30 protein-coding genes and 1 other RNA gene are annotated in these 24,311 nt (G+C 71.1%); 15 read left to right on the forward strand and 16 right to left on the reverse strand.

The annotated features are described in order from the left end of the window. Positions 1–254 precede the first annotated feature (254 nt). On the reverse strand, positions 255–1,055 hold the full coding sequence (gene yaaA, locus ACSMTC_RS27000) for a peroxide stress protein YaaA (protein WP_436562301.1): 801 nt from the start codon (positions 1,053–1,055) through the stop codon (positions 255–257). Between the two features lie 309 nt (positions 1,056–1,364). Between yaaA and ACSMTC_RS27005 the strand changes: the two genes are divergently transcribed. The 4 genes from ACSMTC_RS27005 (at position 1,365) to ACSMTC_RS27020 (ending at position 5,440) form a co-directional block, all read left to right on the forward strand. Then, a complete protein-coding gene (locus ACSMTC_RS27005; protein ID WP_436562302.1) occupies positions 1,365–2,810 on the forward strand; it encodes an RNB domain-containing ribonuclease in 1,446 nt (481 codons plus the stop codon). Between the two features lie 147 nt (positions 2,811–2,957). Then, complete coding sequence (locus ACSMTC_RS27010; RefSeq protein WP_436562303.1) at positions 2,958–4,436, forward strand: DHA2 family efflux MFS transporter permease subunit; 1,479 nt, start codon at positions 2,958–2,960, stop codon at positions 4,434–4,436. A gap of 129 nt (positions 4,437–4,565) precedes the next feature. Beyond that, positions 4,566–4,966, forward strand: an RNA gene (gene rnpB / locus ACSMTC_RS27015) — RNase P RNA component class A. A 261-nt stretch (positions 4,967–5,227) separates the two neighbouring features. Then, on the forward strand, positions 5,228–5,440 hold the full coding sequence (locus tag ACSMTC_RS27020) for a hypothetical protein (RefSeq protein WP_436562304.1): 213 nt from the start codon (positions 5,228–5,230) through the stop codon (positions 5,438–5,440). A gap of 395 nt (positions 5,441–5,835) precedes the next feature. Here the strand turns inward: ACSMTC_RS27020 and ACSMTC_RS27025 are convergent, their stop codons facing one another. Beyond that, positions 5,836–6,876 carry a Scr1 family TA system antitoxin-like transcriptional regulator gene (locus ACSMTC_RS27025; protein WP_436562305.1) on the reverse strand — a complete coding sequence of 347 codons (1,041 nt, stop codon included), beginning with the start codon at positions 6,874–6,876 and terminating at the stop codon, positions 5,836–5,838. A gap of 351 nt (positions 6,877–7,227) precedes the next feature. Here ACSMTC_RS27025 and ACSMTC_RS27030 point away from each other — a divergent pair, with 351 nt between their 5' ends. The 5 genes from ACSMTC_RS27030 (at position 7,228) to ACSMTC_RS27050 (ending at position 8,878) form a co-directional block, all read left to right on the forward strand. Beyond that, positions 7,228–7,461, forward strand: coding sequence for a hypothetical protein (locus ACSMTC_RS27030; RefSeq protein ID WP_436562306.1), 234 nt, complete (start codon positions 7,228–7,230; stop codon positions 7,459–7,461). Positions 7,462–7,514: 53 nt separating this feature from the next. Then, positions 7,515–7,676 (forward strand): hypothetical protein, encoded by a 162-nt coding sequence (locus tag ACSMTC_RS27035; protein WP_436562307.1) that lies wholly within the window; start codon positions 7,515–7,517, stop codon positions 7,674–7,676. Between the two features lie 97 nt (positions 7,677–7,773). Continuing rightward, a complete protein-coding gene (locus ACSMTC_RS27040) occupies positions 7,774–7,950 on the forward strand; it encodes a hypothetical protein (RefSeq protein ID WP_436562308.1) in 177 nt (58 codons plus the stop codon). Next, positions 7,947–8,165, forward strand: coding sequence for a hypothetical protein (locus tag ACSMTC_RS27045; protein WP_436562309.1), 219 nt, complete (start codon positions 7,947–7,949; stop codon positions 8,163–8,165). Before ACSMTC_RS27040 ends, ACSMTC_RS27045 begins: the two co-directional genes overlap by 4 nt. Before the next feature lie 227 nt (positions 8,166–8,392). Next, a complete protein-coding gene (locus tag ACSMTC_RS27050; RefSeq protein ID WP_436562310.1) occupies positions 8,393–8,878 on the forward strand; it encodes an NUDIX domain-containing protein in 486 nt (161 codons plus the stop codon). 496 nt (positions 8,879–9,374) lie between these two features. On the opposite strand, the gene ACSMTC_RS27055 is transcribed toward ACSMTC_RS27050, so the two are convergent. The 9 genes from ACSMTC_RS27055 to ACSMTC_RS27095 all read right to left on the reverse strand — a co-directional run bounded on the left by ACSMTC_RS27055 (position 9,375) and on the right by ACSMTC_RS27095 (position 16,247). After that, entirely contained in the window at positions 9,375–9,758 is a 384-nt protein-coding gene (locus tag ACSMTC_RS27055) for a DUF2690 domain-containing protein (RefSeq protein ID WP_436562311.1), read from the reverse strand. 271 nt (positions 9,759–10,029) lie between these two features. Next, a complete protein-coding gene (locus ACSMTC_RS27060) occupies positions 10,030–10,473 on the reverse strand; it encodes an RICIN domain-containing protein (protein WP_436562312.1) in 444 nt (147 codons plus the stop codon). 342 nt (positions 10,474–10,815) lie between these two features. Then, a complete protein-coding gene (locus ACSMTC_RS27065) occupies positions 10,816–11,661 on the reverse strand; it encodes a pentapeptide repeat-containing protein (protein WP_436562313.1) in 846 nt (281 codons plus the stop codon). Between the two features lie 387 nt (positions 11,662–12,048). Then, positions 12,049–12,459 (reverse strand): cytidine deaminase family protein, encoded by a 411-nt coding sequence (locus tag ACSMTC_RS27070; protein ID WP_436562314.1) that lies wholly within the window; start codon positions 12,457–12,459, stop codon positions 12,049–12,051. Between the two features lie 227 nt (positions 12,460–12,686). Beyond that, entirely contained in the window at positions 12,687–12,863 is a 177-nt protein-coding gene (locus ACSMTC_RS27075; protein WP_436562315.1) for a hypothetical protein, read from the reverse strand. Positions 12,864–13,201: 338 nt separating this feature from the next. Continuing rightward, positions 13,202–14,227, reverse strand: a complete 1,026-nt coding sequence (locus ACSMTC_RS27080) for a serine hydrolase domain-containing protein (RefSeq protein WP_436562316.1) — start codon at positions 14,225–14,227, stop codon at positions 13,202–13,204. 153 nt (positions 14,228–14,380) lie between these two features. Continuing rightward, positions 14,381–14,776: an ACT domain-containing protein gene (locus tag ACSMTC_RS27085; RefSeq protein WP_436562317.1), complete on the reverse strand. Its 396-nt coding sequence runs from the start codon at positions 14,774–14,776 to the stop codon at positions 14,381–14,383. A 191-nt stretch (positions 14,777–14,967) separates the two neighbouring features. After that, positions 14,968–15,150 carry a 4-oxalocrotonate tautomerase DmpI gene (gene dmpI / locus ACSMTC_RS27090; RefSeq protein ID WP_436562318.1) on the reverse strand — a complete coding sequence of 61 codons (183 nt, stop codon included), beginning with the start codon at positions 15,148–15,150 and terminating at the stop codon, positions 14,968–14,970. 158 nt (positions 15,151–15,308) lie between these two features. Next, entirely contained in the window at positions 15,309–16,247 is a 939-nt protein-coding gene (locus ACSMTC_RS27095; RefSeq protein WP_436562319.1) for a LysR family transcriptional regulator, read from the reverse strand. 318 nt (positions 16,248–16,565) lie between these two features. Here ACSMTC_RS27095 and ACSMTC_RS27100 point away from each other — a divergent pair, with 318 nt between their 5' ends. After that, complete coding sequence (locus tag ACSMTC_RS27100; RefSeq protein WP_436562320.1) at positions 16,566–17,210, forward strand: PadR family transcriptional regulator; 645 nt, start codon at positions 16,566–16,568, stop codon at positions 17,208–17,210. Between the two features lie 114 nt (positions 17,211–17,324). Here the strand turns inward: ACSMTC_RS27100 and ACSMTC_RS27105 are convergent, their stop codons facing one another. Further along, on the reverse strand, positions 17,325–17,546 hold the full coding sequence (locus ACSMTC_RS27105; RefSeq protein WP_436562321.1) for a hypothetical protein: 222 nt from the start codon (positions 17,544–17,546) through the stop codon (positions 17,325–17,327). A 468-nt stretch (positions 17,547–18,014) separates the two neighbouring features. On the opposite strand from ACSMTC_RS27105, the gene ACSMTC_RS27110 reads away from it, so the two are divergent. Beyond that, positions 18,015–18,716, forward strand: coding sequence for a bifunctional DNA primase/polymerase (locus ACSMTC_RS27110; RefSeq protein ID WP_436562322.1), 702 nt, complete (start codon positions 18,015–18,017; stop codon positions 18,714–18,716). Between the two features lie 117 nt (positions 18,717–18,833). Here ACSMTC_RS27110 and map read toward each other — a convergent pair whose 3' ends face one another. Then, positions 18,834–19,679, reverse strand: a complete 846-nt coding sequence (gene map, locus ACSMTC_RS27115) for a type I methionyl aminopeptidase (RefSeq protein ID WP_436562323.1) — start codon at positions 19,677–19,679, stop codon at positions 18,834–18,836. Positions 19,680–19,783: 104 nt separating this feature from the next. On the opposite strand from map, the gene ACSMTC_RS27120 reads away from it, so the two are divergent. Then, the gene (locus ACSMTC_RS27120) at positions 19,784–20,032 is read left to right on the forward strand and encodes a hypothetical protein (protein WP_436562324.1); all 249 of its coding nucleotides are present in this window, start codon (positions 19,784–19,786) and stop codon (positions 20,030–20,032) included. A gap of 100 nt (positions 20,033–20,132) precedes the next feature. Here ACSMTC_RS27120 and ACSMTC_RS27125 read toward each other — a convergent pair whose 3' ends face one another. Beyond that, positions 20,133–21,452 (reverse strand): MFS transporter, encoded by a 1,320-nt coding sequence (locus ACSMTC_RS27125; RefSeq protein WP_436562325.1) that lies wholly within the window; start codon positions 21,450–21,452, stop codon positions 20,133–20,135. 117 nt (positions 21,453–21,569) lie between these two features. On the opposite strand from ACSMTC_RS27125, the gene ACSMTC_RS27130 reads away from it, so the two are divergent. After that, the gene (locus tag ACSMTC_RS27130) at positions 21,570–21,794 is read left to right on the forward strand and encodes a type II toxin-antitoxin system HicA family toxin (RefSeq protein ID WP_436562326.1); all 225 of its coding nucleotides are present in this window, start codon (positions 21,570–21,572) and stop codon (positions 21,792–21,794) included. 45 nt (positions 21,795–21,839) lie between these two features. Here ACSMTC_RS27130 and ACSMTC_RS27135 read toward each other — a convergent pair whose 3' ends face one another. Beyond that, positions 21,840–22,406: a hypothetical protein gene (locus tag ACSMTC_RS27135; RefSeq protein WP_436562327.1), complete on the reverse strand. Its 567-nt coding sequence runs from the start codon at positions 22,404–22,406 to the stop codon at positions 21,840–21,842. Positions 22,407–22,454: 48 nt separating this feature from the next. On the opposite strand from ACSMTC_RS27135, the gene npdG reads away from it, so the two are divergent. Together npdG and ACSMTC_RS27145 are read left to right on the forward strand one after the other, a co-directional pair. After that, entirely contained in the window at positions 22,455–23,147 is a 693-nt protein-coding gene (gene npdG / locus ACSMTC_RS27140) for an NADPH-dependent F420 reductase (RefSeq protein ID WP_436562328.1), read from the forward strand. Positions 23,148–23,234: 87 nt separating this feature from the next. Further along, positions 23,235–23,423 carry a hypothetical protein gene (locus ACSMTC_RS27145; protein WP_436562329.1) on the forward strand — a complete coding sequence of 63 codons (189 nt, stop codon included), beginning with the start codon at positions 23,235–23,237 and terminating at the stop codon, positions 23,421–23,423. Positions 23,424–23,445: 22 nt separating this feature from the next. Here the strand turns inward: ACSMTC_RS27145 and ACSMTC_RS27150 are convergent, their stop codons facing one another. Then, complete coding sequence (locus ACSMTC_RS27150) at positions 23,446–24,261, reverse strand: site-2 protease family protein (protein ID WP_436562330.1); 816 nt, start codon at positions 24,259–24,261, stop codon at positions 23,446–23,448. Positions 24,262–24,311: the final 50 nt, after the last annotated feature.

Here is a 24,311-nt window from a genome sequence, read left to right on the forward strand (position 1 = left end):
GGGGCGGGCGACGGGCGACGGACGGCAGAGAACGGACAACAGATGACGGCTGACGGAATCTGAAATCTGTCAGCCGTCGCTCGTTGTCTGTCGGCTGTTATCCGGCTTTCGTCGTCCGTCGTCGGTCATCCGCTGTCGGTCATCCGTCGTAAGTCGTCTCCCGCCGGTCATCTGCCGTCAGTTCTCCGGCCTCTGATGTCCGCCAGTCGCCAGTCGCCAGCCGCCAGCCGCCGCGCCCCCGCCTGAGCGCCCGCTCAGTGCACGTCCGTCACCACGACGTCCAGCTGCCAGGCCTTCCGGGCCGACCCTTCGGCCGAGATCTCCACCCGGTAACCGAGGTCGAGCAGCGCGTCCACCAGCTCGCGTGGCGAACCCGGTTCCGCTCCCGCATTCAGCAGGTCCCTGACAAGCCGCCCCTTGGTGGCCTTGTTGAAGTGGCTCACCACCGAGCGCTTCAGCACGCCGTCCACCTCGCGCTCCTGGAGCACCCGGACGGTGGCCGTCCGCGCGGCCGTTTCGCCGGCCGGCTTCCAGGCCGTCGCATACGCCGAGCTGCGCAGGTCCAGTACCAGCCCGTCCGCGGCGACCTCCGGAAGCACCGGGGCCATCTCGCGCCGCCAGTACGCTCCGAGCGCCCCCAGCGGCGGCAGCTTCACGCCCATCGAGCAGCGGTATGGCGGGATCCGGTCACTGATCCGCACCGCGCCCCACAGTCCCGAGAACACCAGCAGCGAACGCTCCGCCCGCCGGTACGCGGCCTCGTCCAGCGTCGCCAGCCCGAGGGCGTCGAACAGCACCCCCGTGTACACCTCGCCGGCCGGGAGCGCGCCCGCCGTCCGCAGTCCGGCGTTGCGGGCCACCTCGCCGCGCAGGCCCTTGCTCAGGCCGAGCACCTCCTGCGCCGTGTCGGTGTCCCCCGAGCAGAGTCCGACCAGTGCGTCCAGTACGGTCTCGCGCGCCGCTGTCAGCGCGGGCAGCGAGAGCCGGTCCAGTGCCAGCGGAACCCCGTCGCCGGAAGCGGCCTTACCCTCCGACGGCGGCAACAGGACGAGCACTGCGGGACTCCTTCGACACTCTGTCGGCGGTGGACTCCCCAACCTTACGCACCCCGGGCGGTGACCAGCGCCGCGCCCGTCGGGCCCGTTACCGAGCCCGCCGTCGCACCCGCCACCGAGTAAGTCGTCGCACCCGTTACCGAGCCCGCCGTCGCACCCGCCGCCGAGTAGGCCGTCGTGCCCGGGGCCGCAGCCGGCGTCATGCCCGTGTCGGAGCCCAACCCCCGTTCCGCCGAACCTCGTTCGCCACGCCCACCCTACGGACCAGTGCAGCGGGCCACCCGGCCGCCCCCGCCGTACGCTGCGACCATGCCGCGCCCAGAGCTCACCGTCAGAGCCTTTGACTCCGCCCGGATCTCCATCGAGCTTGCCGAACTGCGGGCCGCCCTGCGCCTGTCCGCCGGCTGGTCGGCCGAGGTCCTCGCCGAGACCGAACGGGCCGCCGCCGTTCCCCGGTTGCCCGAGTTCGACGCCACCGACCTCGACCTGTTCACCCTGGACCCGCCCGGCTCCCGGGACCTGGACCAGGCCGTCCACCTGGTCCGGCGAGGTTCCGGCTACCGGGTGCACTACGCGATCGCCGACGTCGCGGCCTTCGTCAGCCCCGGCGGTGCCATCGACGCCGGGGCCCGCCGCTGGACCAGGACCCGCTACTTCCCGGACACCCGGCTCCCGCTGTACCCGCTCCGTCTCTCCGAGGGCGCCGCCGCCCTGTTCCCCGGCGAGCTGCGGCCCGCCCTGCTCTGGCAGCTGGACCTGGACCCCGACGGCGGTGTGCTGCTCGCCGACCTTCGCCGGGCCATGGTCCGCTCCCGCCGAAGACTCGACTACGAGAGCGCCCAGCGGCGCCTCGACTCCGGTACCGCCGACGGGCAGTTGGAGTTGCTCGCCGAGGTCGGCCGCCTGCGCCAGGCTCGGGAGGAGGCGCGCGGCGGCGTCAGTCTGCCCGTTCCGGAACACCGGGTCGAGCCGGTCGACGGCGGCTACCGGCTCGGCCACCGTGCCCCGCGCCCCGTCGACGGCTGGAACGCCCAGCTCTCCCTGCTCACCGGCATGGCCGCCGCCGAGATCATGCTGGACGCGGGCATCGGCCTGCTCCGCACCCTCCCCGACGCGCCCGAGTCCGGGTACGCCAGGCTGCGCAGGGTCGCCCGCGCCCTGGACGTGGACTGGCCCGCCGGCACCGGCTACCCCCGACTGATCCGCTCGCTCGACCCCGGCCGGGCCACCGATGCCGCCTTCCTCAGGGAGTGCACCGGCCTGCTGCGTGGCGGCTACCACGCCTTCGACGCCGCCCGCGGTGCCCAGCCTCCGGCCGCTCCGGGCCACGCCGCGCTCGCCGCCCCGTACGCACACTGCACCGCGCCGCTGCGCCGCCTCGCCGACCGGTACGCGCTGGAGGTCTGTGCCGCGGTCACGGGCGGCACCGATGTCCCCGAGTGGGTCCGGGAGGCGCTGCCGGCGCTGCCGGAGCTGATGGCGAGCGGTGACCGCGGCGCCCGGGCGGTGGAACGGGCCTGTGCGGACCTGGTCGTGGCGGAGCTGTTGCGCGGACGCGAGGGCGAGGAGTTCGACGGCGTGGTCATCGAAGCCGACGAGTGCCGACCGGTCGACGGCCTGGTCCAGCTCCGTGAACCGGCCGTGGTCGCCCGCTGCGAGGGCGACGAGCTGCCCCTGCCGCTCGGCGAACCCGTCCGAGTCCGCCTGGCCAAGGCCGACCCGGCCACCCGTACGGTCCGCTTCGCCCCGGCATGAGCGGCCGCCGTCCGAGCGTTCTGGTGAAGCGGGCGTTCGGTGCCGCCTGCGGTCGGGCGTCCTGTGGGCCCCGCCGCCGGATCACCCGGGCCGGTCCACCGCCACCGACCTTCCACCGTCCGCCGAGCCGATGAGGATGATCACCAGGTGAGCACACCAACCCCCACACCAGCCACGACCACCCGCGGACGCCGCGTGCTCGTGCTCGCGATCTGCTGTTTCAGTCTGTTCATCGTCGGCCTGGACAACACCGTCGTGAACATCGCGCTGCCGTCGATCCAGCACGAGCTGGGCTCGGCGGCCTCCGGACTCCAGTGGATCATCGATGCCTACACCCTGGTACTCGCCGCCCTGCTGATCCTCTCCGGATCGGTCGCCGACCGGGTCGGTCGGCGCCGGGTGTTCATGACCGGACTGATCGTCTTCGTCCTCGGCTCGCTGCTCTGCAGCCTCGCACCCGGTCTGGGCTGGCTGGTGGTCTTCCGTGTGGTGCAGGCGGTCGGCGGATCCATGTTGAACCCCGTGGCGATGTCGATCATCACCAACACCTTCACCGACCGCCGCGAGCGCGCCCAGGCGATCGGCATCTGGGGCGGCGTGATCGGTATCAGCATGGCGCTCGGCCCGCTGATCGGCGGGATCCTGGTGGAGTCCGCGGGCTGGCCGTCGATCTTCCTGATCAACGTCCCGGTCGGACTGCTCGCCTGGGTCCTGACCTACCGCTACATCCCCGAGTCCAAGGCCCCCAGGCCACGGCGGCTGGACCCGGTCGGGCAGGCCCTGATGGTGGTGCTGCTCGGCTCCGTCACCGCCGCGATCATCGAGGGCCCCGGCCACGGCTGGAGCTCCCCCCTGATCCTGACCCTCGCCACCGTCGCCCTGGCCGCCCTGCTCCTCCTGCCCTGGTGGGAGCTGCGCACCCCCGAGCCGCTGATCGACCTGCGCTTCTTCCGCAGCGTCCCGTTCTCCGGCGCCACCGTCACCGCCGTCTGCGCCTTCGCCGCGCTCGGCGGCTTCCTCTTCCTCAACACCCTCTACCTCCAGAACGTCCGCCACTACGACCCCTTCGAGGCCGGGCTCTGGACCCTGCCGATGGCCGGGATGATGGGCGTGTCCGCGCCGCTCTCCGGACGGATCGTCGGCCGGCACGGCCCGCGCGTCCCGCTGCTGATCGCGGGCGTGGCACTGGCCACCAGCGGCGTCCTGCTCACCCGGATGGCCGACGACTCACCGGCCGGGCTGCTCCTGGTCGCGTACGCGCTGTTCGGGATCGGCTTCGGCATGGTCAACGCGCCGATCACCAACGCGGCGGTCTCCGGCATGCCCGTCGCCCAGGCGGGCGTCGCGGCCGCCATCGCCTCGACCAGCCGCCAGATCGGACAGTCGCTGGGCGTGGCGGTGATCGGCACGGTGGTCGCCGCCACGGTCTCCTTCGGCGCCCGGCCGGGCGCCGGCTTCACCGGTTTCGCCGCCGCCAGCCACACCGGCTGGTGGATCGTGGCGGGCCTGGGTGTGGCCATCCTGCTGCTGGGCGTACTGACCACCACCACCTGGGCCACCCGCACCGCAGCCGGGGTCGCGGTACGGCTCACCCCGGAGCAGGGCAAGCAGGTGGTCGCGCACTGAGCGCCCCGGCCGCCCGGCCGGCTCCCGCAGCCCGCCTTCCGCGGCGCGGCTCCCGCGTCCGGAGCGCGGGAACGGAGCCGCGGGTACGGAGGGCTGCCGCCGACCGGCTACGATGACCAGTACGGCGGACGAGCCGGCCGGGCGGTCGCGACGGGTCCTCAACGGACCCGCCGAGGAACGTCCGGGCTCCACAGAGCAGGGTGGTGGGTAACGCCCACCCGGGGTGACCCGCGGGACAGTGCCACAGAAAGCAGACCGCCTGCGGCTTCGGCCACAGGTAAGGGTGAAACGGTGGTGTAAGAGACCACCAGCGACCGAGGTGACTCGGACGGCTCGGTAAACCCCACTCGGAGCAAGGTCAAGATCGGTGCCCTCGGGCGCCGTGCGCGGATGTTCGAGGGCTGCTCGCCCGAGTCCGCGGGTAGACCGCACGAGGCTGTCGGCAACGGCAGCCCTAGATGGATGGCCGCCTCCCCGGGCCGCGCAAGCAACCCGGGAGACAGAACCCGGCGTACAGGCCTGCTCGTCCGCCGCCTTCCGGGTCAGGCCCTCTTCAGGGGGCTGACCTGCAGGAATGGATACCTCAGTTTCACATCCGTCCGGATTCCGGCGCACTCCACTACGTCCCGAGACGATGACCGAGCGGACCGCGACAACCCGCCGGTCAGGATGCTCGGCCCGATATCCTCCCCGACACGGACACCATGCCGCGGGCCGGGGCCTGCCCTGTCTGCGGATCCAGCGCCACCTACCAGCTGATGGGCGGCCGCACGTACTGAGGAGGGCTGATGATGGCTGAGACCCTGATCTGCACCGGGTGCAAAGCCCGGACAGCGGTTCTGGAGGGCCTGGACGTGGAACCCTCGGCGCCGTGGTGCATCGACTGCGCGCTTGTGCTGGTGAAGCTCGGCGATCCCATCCTCAACTACCGCACGGTGAATGACGATTCGATGTACACCCGAGCCCTGGCCCGGGGTACGACCGCCACCCTGCCGTTCGGCTGAGCCTGAATGCGCGAAGCCGCCATCACTCCTCCCGGATGGAGCGGGGCGGTGCGCGTTCAGCGCCGGATGATCGCGACCACCGATGCGACCGGTGCGCCGATTCCGGTCAGTGCAGCGATCGTCGGAGCGACCACCGGCCGCGCTCCGGCCGGTCAACGTGCTGGTCCAGGTCGAGCAGGCGCCCGTCCACCGGCCGGGCCTCCGGCGGGACCGGCGGCGCGGCCGGGATCTGGACGACCGGGGCGGCCGGCGCAATTGGCGGCGGCGGCTCCAACGTTCCCGGCCTCGTCAGCACTCGCGGTCGCGTCGCGGTGTTGTGGCGCCCAACCGGAAGAGCCGACCACCCTGATCGGATGGTCGGCTCAATTCATTCCTGCGGCAGCCTGGCCGCAGGATCAGACCTCGCCGAACTCGCCGCCAGTAACAGCCGTGGTGAAGTTCGACCACGCCTCCGGTGAGAAGTGAAGCTGCGGGCCCTTCGGGTCCTTCGAGTCGCGGACGGGCACCACTCCGGCAGGAAGCAGGGAAGCGGACACCTCGATGCATGCGCCACCCCCGTTGCTGTAGCTGCTCTTGAACCAACTCGCCTGAGTAGGAACGATCATGTTGAGAATGTCCTTCCGTGCCGCGCGGATCAGGTCAACGGATGCAGCCTGGGACAGGGCTGCCACCTGAAGCCGATCGTAGTCGTCAACCCACTCGGTCACCTGTGCTGGATCTCGTTCGAGGTAACCCCGTTGCAAAGTCTCGGTGTAGCCCACCTGTGTGTGGTCGGGGAGTCCTAGCAGGATGAGCGGCATCGTGAACGGGATCCGTTCGCCAAGGCCGAACGGTGCGACTTGGATGATCGTGCGTGGCCGCCGCGCGAGTTGCTCAAGGTGAGCAAGTTGTGCGGCCATGACGGCCGGGCCACCGACAGTGCGGCGCAGGCAGCTCTCATCGAGGATCGCGTGAATAGTCGGAGACGGCGTTCGATCGAGTAGCTTCTGGCGATGCAAGCGGAACTTCAGCCGCTCCGCTGCCTGTGCCTCGGTGACCGTTCCGCGGCTAACACCCCCGTACACCAGTGCTGTTGCGTATTCACGGGTCTGAAGCAACCCCGGAACAACTGCCAGCTCAAAGAGCCGCACGCGCAGGGCCTTCCCTTCCTGCGAAGCGAACTCGGGAAACCCGTCGATCAAGCTTTCACCATGTCTGAGGTTCCACCACATCAGGGTGAGGGTGCCGCCGGTTTCAAGCGCCTCATCCGTCTTCTCTACGAACGTGCGGGAAGGGGTGCGTTCGGCCCGTTCAACATATGAGATGTACGCAGTAGAGACGTAGACCATGGCCGCGAGTTCCGACTGCTTGAGCCCCCGGGCCTGTCGGAAGCGGCGTAGCTGCACGCCGAGGGCAGCGAGGGGTGAGGATGTCGGGTCGATGTCGTTGGCAGGCATGAACTCCCCGCTTAACAAAGGCGGTTGTTAAGTTAAATCCGTTCCGATCGTACGGCTTCGTGCCGATGCTTGGGATAGAAACGACTGCAGCGAAGGAGCGAAGCCGCGGCAACAGCGTAGCGCGCTCTATTCGATCAACTCGTCCTTCGTACAAGTGTGTTGAGGTTCTGGCGGCCAGCCTGCTGCATGGGGCGAGTGCATGATGAACCGAGCGGGACCTTCGCGCTGTGGAACGCAGAACGTGAGGAACGGACCCCCAAAACCCTGACTGATCGGAGCACATGCATGCCTGTAAGCCCCCTTTCTTGCGCTGCGCGCCATGTGGCCCAACCACCGCTTCTGCAAAGGATGTTGGCGGATCAACTGAAGGCGGCGAACGCTGCGGAAGTGACCCTCCTGGAGGCGCTGAGAACCGCTGGGATCGTGCTGCCGTCCGTCGCCGTGGACCGTGAGGCCGGGCGCCGGAGCGGGTTCTACTTGGTGGATCTCGGCAGCGCCCGCCCTGACGTGGTCGTTCAACTCGCGGTGCTGCTAAGGCTTGGAGCCCAGGGACAGTCGACGAAGCCGGGCCTCGAGACGGCATGAACGAGACGGGTTTGCTGCCGTGTCCCACGCAGGGCTGTGGCAGACAGGTCGAGGTGAGTGCTCCGGACGGCGACGGGGTGAGGGACTGGCGTTGTCCGGGCTGTGGGTTCTTCGGCTACACGCTTCCGCCGCAGTACGCGGCGGAGCACCCCCACGAGCAGCTCCTCCAGCGGACCGGCGGCCCGGTGAAGGCCGGGAAGGAGGTGATCACGTGATTCCCGCCTTGGCGTCAGCGTCCATCGTCGGGCGCCTGATACCGCGCGCCCGGCCGCCCGATTCGCCGCCCCTCCCCCCGATCACGGAGCTCCCGAAATGACGTACCGCCCCACCCAGTTCATGAACACCGACTACGGTGCCTGGGCAGATCCCCCCGAGCGGTCCGACGCCGACAGCAGCGAACAGGACGGCGAGCCCGGGCAGTTGGCCGATGGCGCACAGCCTGAACAGCCCCGGCCCGACCGGCTCGCCTCGCAGGTGGTGGACCCGTGAGGCCGAGCCTCCCGGCCCGCCTCGCCGCCGTGGCCGTCATCCTCGCCACCGCTACCGGCATCGCCATCACCACGGCCACACTGGTCGACCCGCAGCAGCACGGCACCCGCACCCTGGTCGGACTCCTGGCCGCCGCAACCGCGATCCTCTGCGCCGTCCCGCTCTACGGTGCCTGGATCGCCCGGTGCCGACGGCGCGCGCTCCAACAGCCGTGACGGTCGACCTGATTCTCGGCACCGGCCTGGTCATCGCCCTCACGGTCAGCGGCTGCGCCGCATTCCGTGCCGAGCAGTACCGCACCAAGCTCCCACCGGGCTCCAACTCCCCAACCCCGGTGGGTAATCCGGGTCGGCCGCACGCCTCCACCCCCCCGAGGGGCGCGCGGCCGGCCACGGTCCCACGATCGCCAAGAGACACCTCACAACAGTCAGAAGGACGGCTGATGCACCCCGACCTCGCTCCCGACCAGCACTCCCGGATCCAGGTGGGATGCCAGGCTCTGATCACCAACCCCCGAGGCTTCATCCTGCTGATCAACCCGGACGACCAGGACGGCTGGACCCTCCCCGGCGGCACCGCCCACCAAGGCGAACTGCCCCACCTCGCCGCCACCCGCACCGTCCGGGCCACCACCGGGCTCAACCTGCACTTCACCGACACCCTCATCATTGATGTCACCCCCGGAACGCACGCGCTCCAGAGCATCGACCACATCTTCACCACACAGGTCACCGCACAGACCGCCGCCACCGCCACCATCCCCGCCGAAGCACTCGCCACCATCAGCGAAATCACCTGGATCGAACCCGACTACATCCCCGACCGCTGCACCGACCACCAGACCCACCGCATCTGGTCCGCCCTGCTACGCCTCACCGACCCGTTCGCGCCCGTCTACCACGTCGAAGGCCGCGCCATCACGACCTGACGGCAACCCGAACCCCCGCCACCGCATCACTGCCGGTCGCGGGCGCCGTGGAGGGACTGGACCCCCGAAACGGCAGGCCGGAGCAGGGGAATGGGCTCCCCGAGGACCGGCCGACCACCCCGGCCAGACCACTGATGCACGGCCTGGCCGGGGTCCCATCGCGATCCCTGAAAGGCCCCCGTTGAAAACCTCGCACGCCATCGTGCCGCTTGCCGAGGTGGGCGTCGCTCCCGTTTCGGGGATGGGCTCAACGCCGTCGCGGCCCGGGAGTGCAGAATAGGCCGAATAGTCGAATTTAGCTTCGAGTCCTTTTGTCGATTCGACTCTAAGCGCACGGTTATGCGGTTGCCACTATGGTCGACTTGCCGACTCCGGGATGCGCTCTTGCGCCTGCCGGACAGAAGGAAGCCCGACCGCGACTGCGGCCGGGCAATGGGGATACGCTGGCTGATGGCTTTCGGTGGGTGGCTGAGAGACGGTAGAGGCTCAAGATGGATCAGATGGGTGGGGTACAGCCCTCGCCGCCGTCCTGAGTCCATCCGCATGCGGTCGCCACAGGGTCGCCGTCGACCATCTTGGTGAAGATGAAATTCGTGCCGAGGTCGTTGCGTTGGGACTCGTATTCGGCGTCAGCGGCCACGTAGATTCCCGCGAGGTTGGGGGTGGCGCGCGCGAAGGCCCAGTTCGCATGGCATGAGTTGCTCCAGATCAGTTCGACCACCGTATCGGCGATGGAGTAACTCGCGACGGATTGCGCGTCACTGTCGCAGTGCTGCTCGATGGGGTCCTGGTCATGGCAGCTCTCGGCATAGCAACCCGCGGTCGGCGCCGCATGGGAAGCGGAGGGCGCGGCTGCCAGGCTGCCGAGAGCGAGCAGCATGGCACCCAGCGTCGGCGAGATCTGTCGAACCACACGTCTCATCAGAGATGCTCCTCGTCATCGATCGAAGTTCTCGGTTCCAGTGCATTCACGCCGGACCGCGCGCGGGGTGTCGGACGCGCGACCGATGGCGAGCCCACCGTTGTTATCTGGAACGGGAGTTGAGGGCGCGGAAGGATTGCGGTCATGCCCGCGGCCGTTGAGGACTGCCCTCGGCCGGCTCCGGGGAGCCGGCCGAGGGCAGAGGTGGACGGTCGAACCGGGGAGGGGGTCAAGAGGACGTGATGTCCCACCGCTGGAGCGGGTTGCCGTCCCTGAACGCGTTCACCACGGGGGACTGGCTTCCGGTGGCTTGGATCACGAGGTTCTCGTCCACGGCTTCGGAGATGGTGAACTTGTCGCCGATCGGGTCGATCCGCCACTGCTCGGTCGGGATGAAGGGGTTGCACGGGCTCAGGAGGATCGGCTGGCCGGGGCCGGAGGGTGCCTGGAGGCACAGGTTCCTCGACACGCTCCGGATGAGGTAGCCGCCAGGGCTGGGCATGAGGATCCAGTCCTGGAACGGTGTGCCGTTGGCCGGGTACGTGATGGGGCTGTTGGGGTTGACCCCGGTGTTGTTGGCGTCCAGTGCCTGGTTCACGGCCTCGTTGAAGAACCTGACGTTCTGGCCCACCTGACGGACGTTCGTCGCCGCCGCGTGCTCTGCGGAGGCCAAGCCGCTTCCGAGAATCAGGGCCGCAGTAGCAGCCAAAGCCCGCTTGCCGAAGGACACAGTATTATCCTTTCACGAACTGTTCTGATAATTCCGTGCGACTGTTCCGCTGGTCGCGAGTGCGAGGCAACCATCTCGAATTGGGGTGGTCAAGCCCATCTGTCCGGGTGTCGGCCAGTTGATAATGGGTGAATGGATTATCGTCCGAAGGAACGAACTGCGCTCGCGAGCGGGATCACCATCGCGATACGGAAACAGGAAGGGCCCGACCGTGGTCGCGGTCGGGCCCGGGGGTGTTCAGCCGATGGCGTTCCTATGGGGTTTTCGGGCTTGCCGCCGGGTGGTTCACCAGTGGCCCGGGCGGTTGAGGGTCGCGGGGAGCTTGGTGGCGGCGTCGCCGCGGGCGGCGTTGAGCTGGGCCTGGGTGAGGAAGATGCTGTCGGTGAGGTCGGCACCGGACAGGTCGGCGTTGCGGAAGTCGGCGCCGATGAGGTCGGCGGAGCGCAGGTCGGCACCGCTCAGGTCGGCCGCGATCAGGTAGGCGCCGCGCAGGTTGGCACCGCGCAGATTGGCCCTCTTGAGGCGGGCGCCCATGAGGTCGGCACCGCGGTGGTTCTTCTTCTTGCCGGGAACGCCGGCCCGGACCAGTTCGCTGGTGCGCAGCAGGAGTTCGTTGACGTCGGCGCGGAGCGCGGGGACGTCGGCCTGGATGAGGGTCTCGGCGTCACCGCGGGTGAGGCGTTCGACGTCGCCCAGCGCGCGGCGCAGGTCGCGGTGGACCGGCCGGGCGGCGGGCAGCTCCAGCGCTTCGGTGAGGTACCAGAGCAGCTCGTGCAGCTGGCGCATGACGGGGAACACGTCGAACATCTGCCGCGCGGTGCCGGGGGCCTTCCGCCAGTCCTGTCCGCCGAAGGTGACCTGGGAGACCTTCTGCCCGGCGCCGAAGCAGTCGAACACGGTGCAGCCGGGAAAGCCCTTCTCGCGCAGCCGGGTGTGGATGCCGCAGCGGAAGTCGGCCTGGAGGTTGGAGCACGCCTTGCCGGCCTCCTTGTTGACGGCGAAGTCGGCCGAGGCGGCGAAGGGAAGTGCGACGCAGCACAGGCCGAAGCAGTTCGCGCAGTCGGATAGCAGTTCGAGTCGGCCGTCGGTGCCGGGGGCCGTGCCGGAAGGGGCTTTGCGCTGCTGGGACAAGGTGCGTTCTCCTGTGGCAGGGATGAGCACCGCCTCCTGCCGCGCTCCGGACCGGGCCCATTCTTCCCGATCGGGAGCGATCGGGGGCCGTCGGGGGAGTGGGGTGGGGTGGTGGGCCGTGCCCCGGCCGGTGCCGCGCGCTGCCCGCCGTCCGCGTCGCTGCACAACGGGCACTTGTCCTTGGCCGGTACCGTGACGGTACCTGGCCCGGAGTCCGACTGCGGAATCTCCGCTCCAGCGGGAAGTTCCCATGGAGATGCCGGAGTTGGGCACGCATGATGTCAACCAGGCTGTGGTGACCGGCGGTTCACGATGCAGGCGGTTCGGTGGGCGTGCGCGTAGGACAGGGGCGGGCCTGGCTCGCGATCGGCTCGTCCGGCGGGGTCGTTACTGGTGGTCGGCCCAGACGTAGGTCTCGGGCAGCAGTTGGACTATGGGTACCGCGCGCGGCTCACTCGTGCTGCCGAGGAGGACGGTCAGGTCCGGGAAGTAGTCGAAGAGCACCTGCCGGCACCGCCCGCACGGCGGGACTATCCCGCGCCCGCCGTCGGCGACCGCCACGATCGTCTCCAGCCGGTACGCGCCCTGGGCGGCCGCAGCACCCAGAACCACCAGTTCGGCGCAGGGGCCGCCGGTGAAGTGGTAGACGTTGAGTGCGGTGATGATCCGGCCGTCCTTGGCGCGGGCGGCGGCTGCCACGGTGTGGTTGTCACCCTGTGCGTACGTCTCGGCGGTGTGCGTGGCCGCCTGGACGAGTTCGAGGTCTGCTTCCAGGTCGGTCTGGTGATCGGCGGCCATCGTGTCCGGCTTCCCTGCGGCTCGGTGCGACGCACGGGCCCCGTGGTGCTATCGCACAGGAACGGCGTCGCTGCTGGTACCAACCATTGGAACATCGTTCAGCCCGAACGACGGCATCTTTTTGCCACCGTGCTTCTGCTGCCCCTGCTCGGGTCGACGGGCCTGTGCCGCTGAGGGAACGCGAGTGCCCCGGTCGGTGCACGCCGGACCGGGGCACTCGGGGGAGATCAGTCCAGGTTGTGGTGCGGTTCCACGTCGACGTAGTCGCCGTCGGACGGCCATCCCGAAGTCTCGTTCTCCGGGCAGCTGTCGGGAGCGTCGTCACGCAGGCCGCCGATGCCGGCGGACCGGGTCTCGCCGCTGGTCTCGTCGCCGGACGCGGACTCCTCGTAGGTGCTGGGCATGGTGTCCCTCCTCGATCGGGGGCTCGGCACTGTTGCCCGGAGGTTAATCGGATGGGACTGCTCCGGATCCCTTTGCTCGCACGCCCCTCCACAGGTTCACCCGAAGAGCAGGTGCCCGGGAGCCGCTCAGCCGAGGCGGCCGGGCCGGTGCGGCAGGGCGGGGCGGTACCGCCGCCTTGGCGGGCCCGGAGCGCGCGCCCGGCCGTGGCGCGTCATACGGGTGCCGCACGGCATCCGGGTGTGGCGGTTCGACCGCCCGCCGGACCGGGATCCGCACTCGGTAGGCCAGGCGGTGGTCAACGTGCCTGCCCCTCGGGCGGGTTGTGCGGGCGGTGCGGTTACGCGGGGGAGGTCAGTGCGGTGATGGCGAGGGCCCGGATCGGCACCAGCAGGGAGCTGTCCCGGCCGTGGTAGACCGCGTTGGTGAGCAGGACGAGGTAGCGGCCGGTCCGCGGGTCGAGGTGCATGCTGGTGCCGGTGAAGCCGTGGTGGTAGGCGACGGGGCCGCTGTGCGGACCGGTGTCGGCGATGATCCAGGCGAGGCCCCGGTGCCGCCCCGGCTCGATGTACGCGGCGGGTCGCATGCTCTCGGCCAGCCAGCGGGAGGCGAGCGTGTGCTCGGCGAAGACGGCCAGGTCGGCGGTGGTGCTGAACGCCCCGGCGTGGCCCGCGACCGAGCCCATCAGTGCGGCGCTGGGGTCGTGCGCCGTGCCCCAGATGTGCGGCGCCCCGGCGAGCCGCGCCTCGGTCGGGGCCACCTTCGGTGAGCGGGCCAGTGGGCCGTACGCCGTCTCGGTCATGCCCAGTTCGCGCCAGAGGTCGCCCGCGAGCCGGTCCAGGGGGCGCCCGTACAGTGCGGGAAGCAGCAGGCCGAGCAGGATGAAACCCCGGTCGATGTAGTGGTGTTGCCGGCCGGGTTCGCTGATCAGCGGTTCCGCGCAGATCAGTTGGGCCAGCGGGGTGGGGATGCCCAGGTAGCGGTCGAAGTAGGTGTGGTCGAACAGTCCGCTGGTGTGGGTGAGTATCTGACGAACAGTCAATCTCGCGCCGGGGGCGGGCAGATCGGGCAGGATGTCGCGGATCGGGGCGTCCAGGTCGAGCAGCCCCTCGCGGACGGCCCGGCCGACCAGCGGCCAGGTGGCCACCACCTTGGTGAGCGAGGCCAGGTCGTAGCGGGTGTGCTCGTCGGGTGCCACCGGGCCGCACTCGGGGGCGACCGTACCGCAGGCGAGCGTGGTGCGCGGGCCTCCCGCGGTTCCGGCGGTGATCACGCCGCCCGGGACCCGTCCCGCCGCGACCAGTGGCGCCAGGGCGTCCTGCAGAGCGGCGGCGGCGCCGGCCGCCCAGTTGCTGGCCGAGTCCACGGTGGTTTCCTCCCGTTCCTGCGGGGCCGGCCTGCGGAGCAGGGGCATCTCACTGGTACCCCGGTCGCCCGGTGCGGAAGCCGAAGCGGAGATGTACAGCAGGATTCGGGGGCGTGGTGGTGCACCACGCCCCCGAAGGAGTTCGCCCAACCGTCAGGCGGAGGAGGACAGTTCCTCCAGTGCCGCGACCGCGCGCTCGGCGTCGTCGGCGGAGACGAACAGGTGGTCGTGGTGGAAACCGGCCACCACGTTGCAGCTGATGCCGTGCTCGGCGAGGTGTCCGGCGACGGCGGCGGTCAGGCCGACGGCCTCCAGGGCGGAGTGGATGCGCAGTGTGATCCAGGCGGCGACGTAGTCGTACCGCAGCCCGAGCGCATCGGCCTCCTCCTGGGTCACCACCACGGTCGGGCCCTCCGGCTCCGCGACCGTGACCACCGGGCGCAGCCCTGCCGGAACGCGGGCGGGGAGGGTGCAGTAGACGTACCGGCCCGGGTTGAGCGTCGGGCGCATTCCGCTGAGCAGCTTCTGGAGATCTCGTTCACCGGCCATGGCCGCCACCGTAGTCCGTACCCGTGGTGGTCGCCGGGAGGACGCGGCGGTCGGGCCGAGGGAGAACGTGCGGAGCGGGGCCGGTCCTGTGGACCAGTCCGGGCCCGAGCCGATCGCGACCTTGGGGGCACGGCCGTCCGGTGTGAGCGGGTGGCCGTACCCCGAGGGGCCTGAATCACCTGCCGGGCAGGCTACTTGTCTGCGGTGAGCTTGCCGGCGCTGCCCCAGCTCTCCGGTGACACCTCCTGGATCCACACCTGGACGGTGTCCGCCGGGATCTTGTAGGCGTCGACGAAGGCGTCGGTGATGCGGGCGACCAGCTCCCGCTTGAGCTCGACGCTGCGGGGGCCCTGCTGGACGGTGACGATGGGCATGGTCTGCTCCTGGATCGTTGGGGTGAGCGGGAATCGGGGCGGCTCCCGGGCCCTGCCGGCGGCGGGGGCTGCTGACATCCATCTCACTCCGGTCGGCGCTCGCGACCCAGAGGCAATCCGAGCTCACCACGATCGCGAATCGTGATCGCACCCGGCGGTCAGGCCGTGCCCTCGCCGTTCCCCGTCTCGCGGCCGGCCGCCCGGCAGGCCTCCAGCAGCGGGCGCAGCCGTTCGGGTGCGGCGGCACCGTGCACCGCCAGCGTGGTGGGGAGCGACAGGTGGCTGCCCGGCGCCTGCGCGCCGTCCGGCGGGCGCACCGGTACGAAGGCCACCCGGCCGCCGCGCAACTGGCAGGCGTGCGCCGCGTAGAGCACGGTCCAGCCGGGCGAGCCCGCGCCCAGCGCCGCCAGGGTGTCCTGGAGGGAGCTGTGCGGAGGGCCGGGCACGGGCTCGAAGCCGGCGTCCCGGCAGGCGCCGACGACGAGATCGACCAGCGGTGGATTGTTCCGGCGGGCGGTCAGGTAGAGCGGCAGGCCGGAGAGCCGGGCGAGATCGACGCTGCTCGCGCCGGCCAGCGGGTGGCGGGCCGACAGCGCCACCAGCAGCTCGTCCTGCCAGACCGGGATCTGCCGCACGCCCTCGGGGGCCTCCACCTCGCCGCGCACGAAGGCCGCGTCCAGCTCCCGGTCGGCGACCTTCCGCAGCCGGTCCGCCCGAGGCGCCGAGAGCAACTCGACCCGGGTGTCGGCTGTTTGACGCTCCAGCTCCTCCAGCACCCGCTCCAGCCGCTCGCCCATCCCCGTGCTCGTTCCTATCCGCAGCACGGGGCCGCGGGCGGCGGTGAACTCGCCGATCGCGGCCAGGGCGCGCTGTTCGGCCGCCAGCACCTCGCGGGCGGCGGGCAGGAACGCGGCGCCGGCGTCGGTCAGCCGTACCCGCCGTGGCGAGCGGTCGAACAGCTCGACCCCCAACTCCCGTTCCAGTCGCCGGATCTGCTGGCTGACGGCGGACTGGACGATCGTCAGTCGCTCGGCGGCTCGGCCGAAGTGCAGCTCCTCCGCCACGGCGGTGAAGTACCTCAGTTGGCGAAGTTCCATGGCCTCGGCGGTGTTCGGAGTCGGGCGGGACGGGCGGGCACCAGGGTACGGCGTGCGGTCGTACGTCCTTGCGGCGGCGGGGCGCGCGGCGGTCGGCGAGGTGCCGCCGGTTGCGGCCACGGCGCGGTGCCGCCGGCTGCGTGGCCGCGTTCGCTCACCGTGCTGTCCGGTGCCGCCACCTCGCGCCGCATCCTCGACGGCCGCGGTGGCGCCGTCGGGCACACCGTTGACGAGCGACAGTCAGCGATATATCGTCGAGGTATCGAGATGCTTCGGAAGAGAAGTGTCGAGTGAGAGTGACGAGGGGTGGTGCGCGTCATGCGTGCAAGGGGATCGTTCAGGGGCGGGCGCCGGCGCGATGAGCGCGGCGATTTCGCCGGTGAGAGCTTCGAGGGGCGGCACGCCTTCGGCGGCTTCGGCGGCCCGGGCCGCCCGGCCGGCCCGTGGGGGCCCGGGTTCGGCGGACCGTTCGGCCCCGGTATGGGTGGCCGAGGGCACGGCGGTCACGGCCGTCGTGGCGGGCGGGCGCGGCGCGGGGATGTCCGCGCCTCGCTGCTGGCGCTGCTCAAGGAGCGGCCGATGCACGGCTACGAGATGATCACCGAGATCGGTGAGCGGACGGGCGGTGCCTGGCGGCCGAGCCCGGGATCGGTGTACCCGACCCTCCAGCTGCTGGAGGAGGAGGGGCTGATCCGGGCCCAGGAGGTCTCCGGCAAGCGGCTGTTCGAGCTCACCGAGGCCGGGCGCACCGAGGCCGAGGGAGGCCAGGAGTCCCCCTGGGCCGAGGCCGGCCGCGGCGTCGACTGGGAGGCGGTGCAGGAGGTGGGCCAGGCGCTCGCCGCCGTGGACCACGCGGTACGGCAGGTGATGACCACCGGCACTGAGAGCCAGCGCGCCAAGGGTCTCGCCGTGCTGACCGAGGCGAAGAAGAAGCTGTACCTCATCCTCGCCGAAGAGGACTGACCGCACGGCCGCGGGCGGACCGGTGGCTGTGCGGGGGACGTCCGGGCGGTTTCCCGGGTGCCCGCACCCGGGAAACCGCCATCTGCCATGGAGAGCCCGCCCGGCCGGGGCTGGTCAGGCCGAGGCGGACTGGTCGTACTCGTACTGCCAGTAGCGGCGGCGCTTGGCGGTGCGCAGCTCGGCCCGTCGGTAGACCAGGGTGGTGGCCGGTACGTCGCCATGGGCGGGGACCGGTACCCGGTAGACCTTGGGCACGCTGCCCAGCAGGGTGAGGGCGATCGGCAGCACCTTGCCGTCCAGTGGCCCGCCCACGAATTCGGTGTCGGCGCTTCTCATCACCCCAGCCTATGTGAGCCGGAGAGCGTCCGGCCCGGCCCGCCGGCCCCGCCCGAGGGCCGGGAACGCGTGGCACCGGTGGAGAAGCGGTGACGCTGGAGAAACGGAGCGGCGGAGCCCTGGTGACGGTCTCCGCGGCGGACGCAGCACCGCCCCCGGTCATCGGGACCCGTCCGGCACCCTTATCCTGCTCTGTACGCCCCCGGGATCCACCCGGGTCTGCGGGCCCCGTACGGACCGGGTCGGGCGCGCGTCGCTGTGCCTTCCCGCCGAGCCCAACTCTCGTACCCCGTACCGTGACCCAGGCGTTCGGCCGTCCGGCAACCCCGGCTCCGGCTCAAGGCGGACGTGCCTGATCGAGCACCGTCCGGGAAGCAACAGGCGAGCCCGGACGTTGCGTCGGATGTTGCGTCGGTCGCCGCGCCTCACCAGGCGCGGCAGGTCACGGCAGGGTGCGGAAGGGGTCCTATGGAAGCCAGCGGCAGGTGGACGACCTGGTGGCGCAAGCGCGAGCGACAGGCGGGGGCCGGCGACACCGACCCGGTGGCGAGACTCGATCAACTGCTCCAGGCCGTCGCGGCGGGCTTCCCGGTGGCCCCGGCCGCGCACCCGGCCGGCTATCGCTGTTCCTGTGACCGGATCGGCTGTCCGGCCCCCGCCCAGCACCCCGTCTCCTTCGCCTGGCAGTCCCAGGCGACCACCGACACCGAGCAGCTGACCCGCTGGCTCTCCCGCGACCCGCAGGCGAACTTCATCACCGCCACCGGCCGCGCGCACGACGTCCTGGACGTCCCGGCCGAGGCCGGCCGGCTCGCCGTGGAGCGGCTCGACGCCCTGGGCGTCGTCGGCCCGGTCGCGGTCGTCGGCGAGGACCGCCATCTGTTCTTCACGGCCACCCGCGGCACCCCGCAGGACGAGGACGAGTGGTGGCCGAGCGTCCTGGACAGCACGCCGGACACCATGTCCGAGCATCCCGGCCTGCGGTGGCACTGCCGCGGCTCGTACACCCTGCTGCCGCCCGCCGCGCTCCCGGACGGCTCCGAGGTCCGCTGGCTGGAAGGCCGTGGCCCGGAGCGGCGGCTGCCGGACGCGCTGCGGGTCCTGGACGTGCTCACCGACGCCTGCACCGAGGTGGGTGCGGTCGCCGAGGAGCAGTGGCTGATCGGCTGAGGGCCCGCGCCCCGGCCCGCCCGGGCCGGGGCCGCCCCGCTCGCCCGGTCGGGGAGCGGACGGCGGACCGGGGGACCGCCGTCCGGCCGCGCGCTCACGGCAGGTCCGGCCGCGCACTCACGGCAGGGTGAGGATCTCCGCGCCGTCGGCCGTGACCACCAGGGTGTGCTCGAACTGGGCGGTGCGCTTGCGGTCCTTGGTGACGACCGTCCAGCCGTCCTCCCAGATCTCGTAGTCGTAGGTGCCCAGGGTGAGCATCGGCTCGATGGTGAAGGTCATCCCGGGCTTGATCACCTCGGTGGCCCGCTCGCTGTCGTAGTGCGGGATGATCAGGCCGGAGTGGAACGACGTGTTGATGCCGTGTCCGGTGAAGTCCCGCACCACGCCGTAGCCGAAGCGCTTGGCGTACGACTCGATGACCCGCCCGATCACGTTGATCTGCCGTCCGGGCTTGACCGCCTTGATCGCCCGGTTGAGTGACTCCCGGGTGCGCTCGACCAGCAGCCTGGACTCCTCGTCCACGTCTCCGCACAGGTAGGTGGCGTTCAGGTCGCCGTGCACCCCGTGGATGTAGGCGGTCGCGTCGATGTTGACGATGTCGCCGTCCTGAAGGACCGTCGAGTCGGGGATGCCGTGGCAGATCACCTCGTTGACCGAGGTGCAGATCGACTTGGGGAAGCCCCGGTAGCCCAGGTCCGACGGGTACGCGCCGTGGTCGCACATGTACTCGTGGGCGACGGCGTCGAGCGCGTCGGTGGTGACACCCGGTGTGATCAGCTTGGCCGCCTCCGCCATCGCCTGGGCGGCGATCCGGCTCGCGATCCGCATCTTCTCGACCGTCTCGGCGGTCTGCACCTCGGGCCCGGTGTACGGCGTCGGCGCCGGCTTGCCGACGTACTCGGGGCGCGCGATGTGCGCCGGAACCTTGCGGGTGGGGGACTGGATGCCGGGTACGAGAACCATGGCCGCGAGTCTATCCGCCGGGCCCCGAACAGCCCCGGCTGTGTGTCCGAGCCGGGCAACGGGAATGATCCATACCGAAGCGAACGAGCGACGGGAGACCGATCATGGCGCTGGGATTCGGCCGGAAGCCCACCGGAAAGCCGGGGGAGTGGTTCTACTGCATCAAGCACGCCAAGGTCGAGGAGGGCCCCGAATGCCCCGCCAAGGACCGCCTCGGGCCGTACGCCAGCCGCGAGGAGGCCGCTCACGCCCTGGAGATCGCGGACGAGCGCAACCGCGAATGGCGGACCGATCCCCGCTGGAGCGACGAAGCGCCCTCGGGTGAGCGGGAGGAACCCTCCGACGAACGGTAGTGAGCGCCGGGGAGCGCGCGGAGGGGCGCGCTCAACGGGCCCGCACCCCTCAGCTGCTGTAGAGCCCTCCCGCCATCCTTGAGGCGCTCACCCGGGTGCCTCAGGCCGGGGTCGGTTCGGCTTCCCGCCGGGCCCGGACCGCCGCCGCGTGCGGGTCGGTCCTGGAGTCGTACGCCAGCAGCTTGGGCAGCGCGGCGGCCAGTGCGAGGACACCGGCCACGCAGGCCAGCCCGCCCGCCCAGACCGAGCCGCGTACGCCGATCAGCGCGGCCGTGCCACCCGCCCGGACCTGGCCCAGTTGCGGACCGACCGAGTAGCTCAGCAGCTCCACCCCGGCCAGCCGTCCGCGCAGCTCGTCCGGGATGGACTGGCTCCAGACCACCGAGCGGGCGATGCCGCTGATCTCGTCGGCGCCACCGGCCAGCGCGAGCGCCACCAGCACCAGCCGGATGTCACCCGCCAGCCCCGCCAGCACCATCGCCGCACCCCAGCCGAGCGCGGCGAGCACCAGCATCCGCCCCTGCCGGTGGATGCGCGAGGTCCAGCCGCTGGTGGCACCGACGACCAGCGCCCCCGCCGCCGAGGCCGCGTACATCAGGCCGAGCGCCCACTTCGCGTGCAACTCGCCGGCCAGGAACGGGAAGATCGTCACGGGGTAGGCGAAGAGCATCGCGCAGAGGTCCACCGCGTAGGTGCCCAGCAGATCGGGCCGGCTCCAGGCGTACCTCACACCGGCCGCGATCGCCCGCAGCGAGGGCTGCTCGGCACCGGCCTGCGGCGGGACCGCCCGCATCCGGGCGAGCAGGAGCACCGAGGCGGTGAAGGTGGCGACATCCAGCGCGTACGCCGTCTGCACGCCCCCAACTGCCACCACGACCCCGGCCAGGGCCGGGCCGGCCACCGAAGCGGCGTTGTGGAAAAGGGAGTTGAGTGCGAAAGCGGCGGGGAGCTGGTCGTGCGCGACGATCCTCGGGGTGAGCGAGTCCAGCGCCGGACGCTGCAGACCGCCGAGCGCCGCGACCAGCGCGGCCACCAGGTAGACCGGCCACAGCAGCGGCCGAGGCAGCAGCGCGTTGAGCAGCAGCAGCCCCGAGAGCAGGCCGAGACCGGCTTCGGAGAGCAGTACCAGCCTCCGCCGGTCCAGCGCGTCCGCGAGCGCACCGCCCCACAGCCCGAAGACCACCAGCGGCACCAGCTCCACCGCGCCCACCAGGCCCACCGCAAAGGAGGAGTCGGTCAGTTCCTTGATCTGCAGCGGTACGGCGACATACGTCAGGAAGCTGCCGAAGGCGGTGACGGAGCCCGAGGCCCACAGCAGCCGGAAGTCCCGGGAGGAGCGCCAGGGGGACAGATCGGGCCGCAGTCCGCGCAGCGCGGACCGTAACCGGCCGGGGCGATGGGGCGGTTCGTCGGAGGTCATGGTCCCGCCATCCTGGGTTCCGCCCCGAATCGGAAGCAACCGGATTAGCGCGGAAGCGGACGCCCCCGCTCCTGAGGTAGCCGACGTGATCACCGCACCGGTTGAGGTCCGCGTCGCATGAGCCCCGCCGTCCCCATCGGCCTGTCCGGCACCGAGATCGCCAAGGCGCTGGAGCGTGCGGGCTTTGGTCACGTCGCCACCCGTGGCAGCCATGCCGAGTACCGCAGGGACGACCGTGCCGTCATCGTGCCTCTGCGCTGCTCGCTCGCGCCCGGCACCCTGCGTTCCGTCCTCCGGCAGGCCGACTGGACCGTGGACGACCTCACGGAGTACCTGAAGTAGTTCAACAGAGCTGGACCGCTGACGGCAGCGACCGCGGCAGGCCGCTCACCAGTGGGAGATCGGGGAGGCGGCCAGCCGGGCGAGGAGGGGGAGGCGGTGGCGGGTGCCGGCGGCGGCGCTGACGAGGTGTTGGACGAGGTCGAACGGCTCCTCGGCGGCTTCGGGGACGGCGAGGCGTTCGTGGGCGAGGGAGGCGAGGTCCCGGTCGCCGGCGTCGAGGGCGAGCACGGTGGCGCCGCCGCGGCGGGCGTCGTCGACGCGTTCCAGCAGTGGTGTCCCGGCGGCGGCCGGGGCGACCACCAGGACCGTGACGCCGCGCCGGACCTGCGTCAACAGGTCGACGCCGTGGGCGAGATGGGCCGGCGAGCCGTCCGGGACGCGGTGCCGCAGCAGGGTGGGGGCCAGGCCGGTGACGCCGGACCGGTCGGCCTCGCCGTCCAGGTGGGCGGCCAGATGCCAGGGCTCGTACCGTTCGGTGCCGACCAGCAGCAGCCCGGTCGCACTGCGCCGGCTGACGGACCGTCGCAGCGCTCCGCCGAAGGCCCGGGTGGTCTCCGGCCAGCCGCTGCCGGCCAGTGATCGGGACAGTGCTGAAACTCTCACCGCGTCCATGGAGGGAGAGGATGGAGCACCGGGCCGGGCTTTGGCAGGATCTTCCGCATGAGTACCCACGATTCAGTGACGGCGCCGACCCGGGGCCTTCCGGACGTCTCGCAGCTGGTGGTCAGTGTCCTGGGCGGCACCGGTGACCAGGGCCGGGGCCTGGCCTACCGGTTGGCCAAGGCCGGACAGCAGGTGGTGATCGGCTCCCGCACGGTGGAGCGCGCCGAGGCGGCGGCGGCCGAGCTCGGCCTCGGCATCCGCGGCGCGGAGAACGCGGTCGCGGCCCGGGAGAGCGACCTCGTGATCGTCGCCGTGCCGTGGGACGGCCACGCGGCCACCCTCTCGGCGCTGCGCGAGGAGCTCGCGGGCAAGCTGGTGGTGGACTGCGTCAACCCGCTGGGCTTCGACAAGCAGGGCGCGTACGCGATCCGGCCGGAGGAGGGCAGTGCCGCCCAGCAGGCCGCCGCCCTGCTGCCCGACTCCCGGGTGACGGCGGCCTTCCACCACCTCTCGGCGGTGCTGCTGCAGGACCCCGCGATCGAGCGGATCGACACCGATGTGATGGTGCTCGGCGACGACCGCGAGGCGACCGACACCGTCCAGGCGCTGGCGGAGCGGATCCCCGGTATGCGCGGTATCTTCGCGGGCCGGCTGCGCAACGCCCACCAGGTGGAGTCGCTGGTGGCCAACCTGATCTCGGTCAACCGCCGCTACAAGGCCCACGCGGGTCTGCGCATCACCGACGTGTGACCGCGCCCGAAGGGCCCCCTGCGACGGCGCCGGGGGCCCTTCGGAGAGAATGGAACGGTCGTACCGATCCGTTAGGAGCTCAGAGCCATGCCCCGAAACGCCCTCTATGCCTTGATCGTCTTCGTGCTGGCGGTCGCCGCGGCCGTGGTCTCGTTCGTACAGGGCAACTGGCTGGGCGTGGTCTGGGTGCTGATGGCGGGCGTCTCCAGCAACATCGCCTGGTTCTACCTGCGCCGTGACCGCCAGGGGAAGGCCAAGGCGGCGACCGGGGTCTGAACCCCGCGGCGGGCGGGGCCGGTCAGTGCTGCCAGAAGCTGAACAGGTACCGGCCCAGCGCGGCGTAGGCGCCGTCCACGCCGAACAGCTCCATGATCCGGTAGACCAGGTCGAAGAACCACCGGTTGACCTCGGACTGCCAGAGCACCACGAACACCGCCATCAGCCCGTACGGGGCGAAGGGCTCGACCGCCCGGCGGGTCTTCAGCGAGAGCCACGGCTCGACGATCCCGTAGCCGTCCAGGCCCGGGACCGGCAGCAGGTTCAGCAGGGCGGCGCTGAGCTGGAGGAGGGCGAGGAAGCCGAGTGCCGCGGCGAGCGGGGAGACGTTCAGCTCGTGGCCCTCGTAGCTGGCGTGCACCGCGGGGTCGTCCAGCCAGCCCGCACCGATCGGGATCAGCAGGACCACCGCGCAGAGGAGGTTCACCAGCGGGCCGGCGGCCGAGATCAGGCTGTGCTTGAGCCTGCCCTGGATGCGGTGCCGCTCGATGTAGACCGCGCCGCCGGGCAGGCCGATGCCGCCCAGCACGACGAAGATCATCGGCAGCACGAAGCTGAAGATCGCGTTGGTGTACTTGAACGGGTTGAGCGTGAGGTAGCCCTTCGCCCCGATCGTGATGTCGCCGCTGACCATCGCGGTCCGCGCGTGGGCGTACTCGTGCAGGCAGAGCGAGACCATCCAGCCCGCCACCACGAAGAGGAAGACCCCCACGCCCGCGTTGCCGTAGCCCGACCAGACGGCCCAGCCCGAGGTGGCGAGGGTCGCGAGCAGGGCCCAGAAGACCGGGCTGATCCTGCGGTCCTCGCTGCGCGAGCGCTGGGTTTCGGCGAAGGTCATGGCGGTGGAGCTCCGAGGGGTATCCGAGGGGTGGGGATGGCAGGCATCGA

The organism is Kitasatospora sp. HPM-01-4 (assembly GCF_051374625.1).
In the GTDB taxonomy this organism is placed as follows: domain Bacteria; phylum Actinomycetota; class Actinomycetes; order Streptomycetales; family Streptomycetaceae; genus Kitasatospora.

Excerpts from the sequence above, each read along its gene's own strand:
- npdG (WP_436562328.1), top strand. The coding sequence starts at position 22,455 with ATGAGTACCCACGATTCAGTGACGGCGCCGACCCGGGGCCTTCCGGAC.
- ACSMTC_RS27040 (WP_436562308.1), top strand. The coding sequence starts at position 7,774 with ATGACGTACCGCCCCACCCAGTTCATGAACACCGACTACGGTGCCTGG.
- map (WP_436562323.1), bottom strand. The coding sequence starts at position 19,679 with ATGGTTCTCGTACCCGGCATCCAGTCCCCCACCCGCAAGGTTCCGGCG.
- ACSMTC_RS27055 (WP_436562311.1), bottom strand. The coding sequence starts at position 9,758 with ATGCTGCTCGCTCTCGGCAGCCTGGCAGCCGCGCCCTCCGCTTCCCAT.
- ACSMTC_RS27150 (WP_436562330.1), bottom strand. The coding sequence starts at position 24,261 with ATGACCTTCGCCGAAACCCAGCGCTCGCGCAGCGAGGACCGCAGGATC.
- ACSMTC_RS27135 (WP_436562327.1), bottom strand. The coding sequence starts at position 22,406 with ATGGACGCGGTGAGAGTTTCAGCACTGTCCCGATCACTGGCCGGCAGC.
- ACSMTC_RS27085 (WP_436562317.1), bottom strand. The coding sequence starts at position 14,776 with ATGGCCGGTGAACGAGATCTCCAGAAGCTGCTCAGCGGAATGCGCCCG.
- ACSMTC_RS27120 (WP_436562324.1), top strand. The coding sequence starts at position 19,784 with ATGGCGCTGGGATTCGGCCGGAAGCCCACCGGAAAGCCGGGGGAGTGG.
- ACSMTC_RS27020 (WP_436562304.1), top strand. The coding sequence starts at position 5,228 with ATGGCTGAGACCCTGATCTGCACCGGGTGCAAAGCCCGGACAGCGGTT.
- ACSMTC_RS27070 (WP_436562314.1), bottom strand. The coding sequence starts at position 12,459 with ATGGCCGCCGATCACCAGACCGACCTGGAAGCAGACCTCGAACTCGTC.
- ACSMTC_RS27125 (WP_436562325.1), bottom strand. The coding sequence starts at position 21,452 with ATGACCTCCGACGAACCGCCCCATCGCCCCGGCCGGTTACGGTCCGCG.
- ACSMTC_RS27095 (WP_436562319.1), bottom strand. The coding sequence starts at position 16,247 with ATGGAACTTCGCCAACTGAGGTACTTCACCGCCGTGGCGGAGGAGCTG.
- dmpI (WP_436562318.1), bottom strand. The coding sequence starts at position 15,150 with ATGCCCATCGTCACCGTCCAGCAGGGCCCCCGCAGCGTCGAGCTCAAG.
- ACSMTC_RS27050 (WP_436562310.1), top strand. The coding sequence starts at position 8,393 with ATGCACCCCGACCTCGCTCCCGACCAGCACTCCCGGATCCAGGTGGGA.
- ACSMTC_RS27005 (WP_436562302.1), top strand. The coding sequence starts at position 1,365 with ATGCCGCGCCCAGAGCTCACCGTCAGAGCCTTTGACTCCGCCCGGATC.
- ACSMTC_RS27025 (WP_436562305.1), bottom strand. The coding sequence starts at position 6,876 with ATGCCTGCCAACGACATCGACCCGACATCCTCACCCCTCGCTGCCCTC.
- ACSMTC_RS27130 (WP_436562326.1), top strand. The coding sequence starts at position 21,570 with ATGAGCCCCGCCGTCCCCATCGGCCTGTCCGGCACCGAGATCGCCAAG.
- ACSMTC_RS27110 (WP_436562322.1), top strand. The coding sequence starts at position 18,015 with ATGGAAGCCAGCGGCAGGTGGACGACCTGGTGGCGCAAGCGCGAGCGA.
- ACSMTC_RS27145 (WP_436562329.1), top strand. The coding sequence starts at position 23,235 with ATGCCCCGAAACGCCCTCTATGCCTTGATCGTCTTCGTGCTGGCGGTC.
- ACSMTC_RS27100 (WP_436562320.1), top strand. The coding sequence starts at position 16,566 with ATGCGTGCAAGGGGATCGTTCAGGGGCGGGCGCCGGCGCGATGAGCGC.
- ACSMTC_RS27105 (WP_436562321.1), bottom strand. The coding sequence starts at position 17,546 with ATGAGAAGCGCCGACACCGAATTCGTGGGCGGGCCACTGGACGGCAAG.
- ACSMTC_RS27075 (WP_436562315.1), bottom strand. The coding sequence starts at position 12,863 with ATGCCCAGCACCTACGAGGAGTCCGCGTCCGGCGACGAGACCAGCGGC.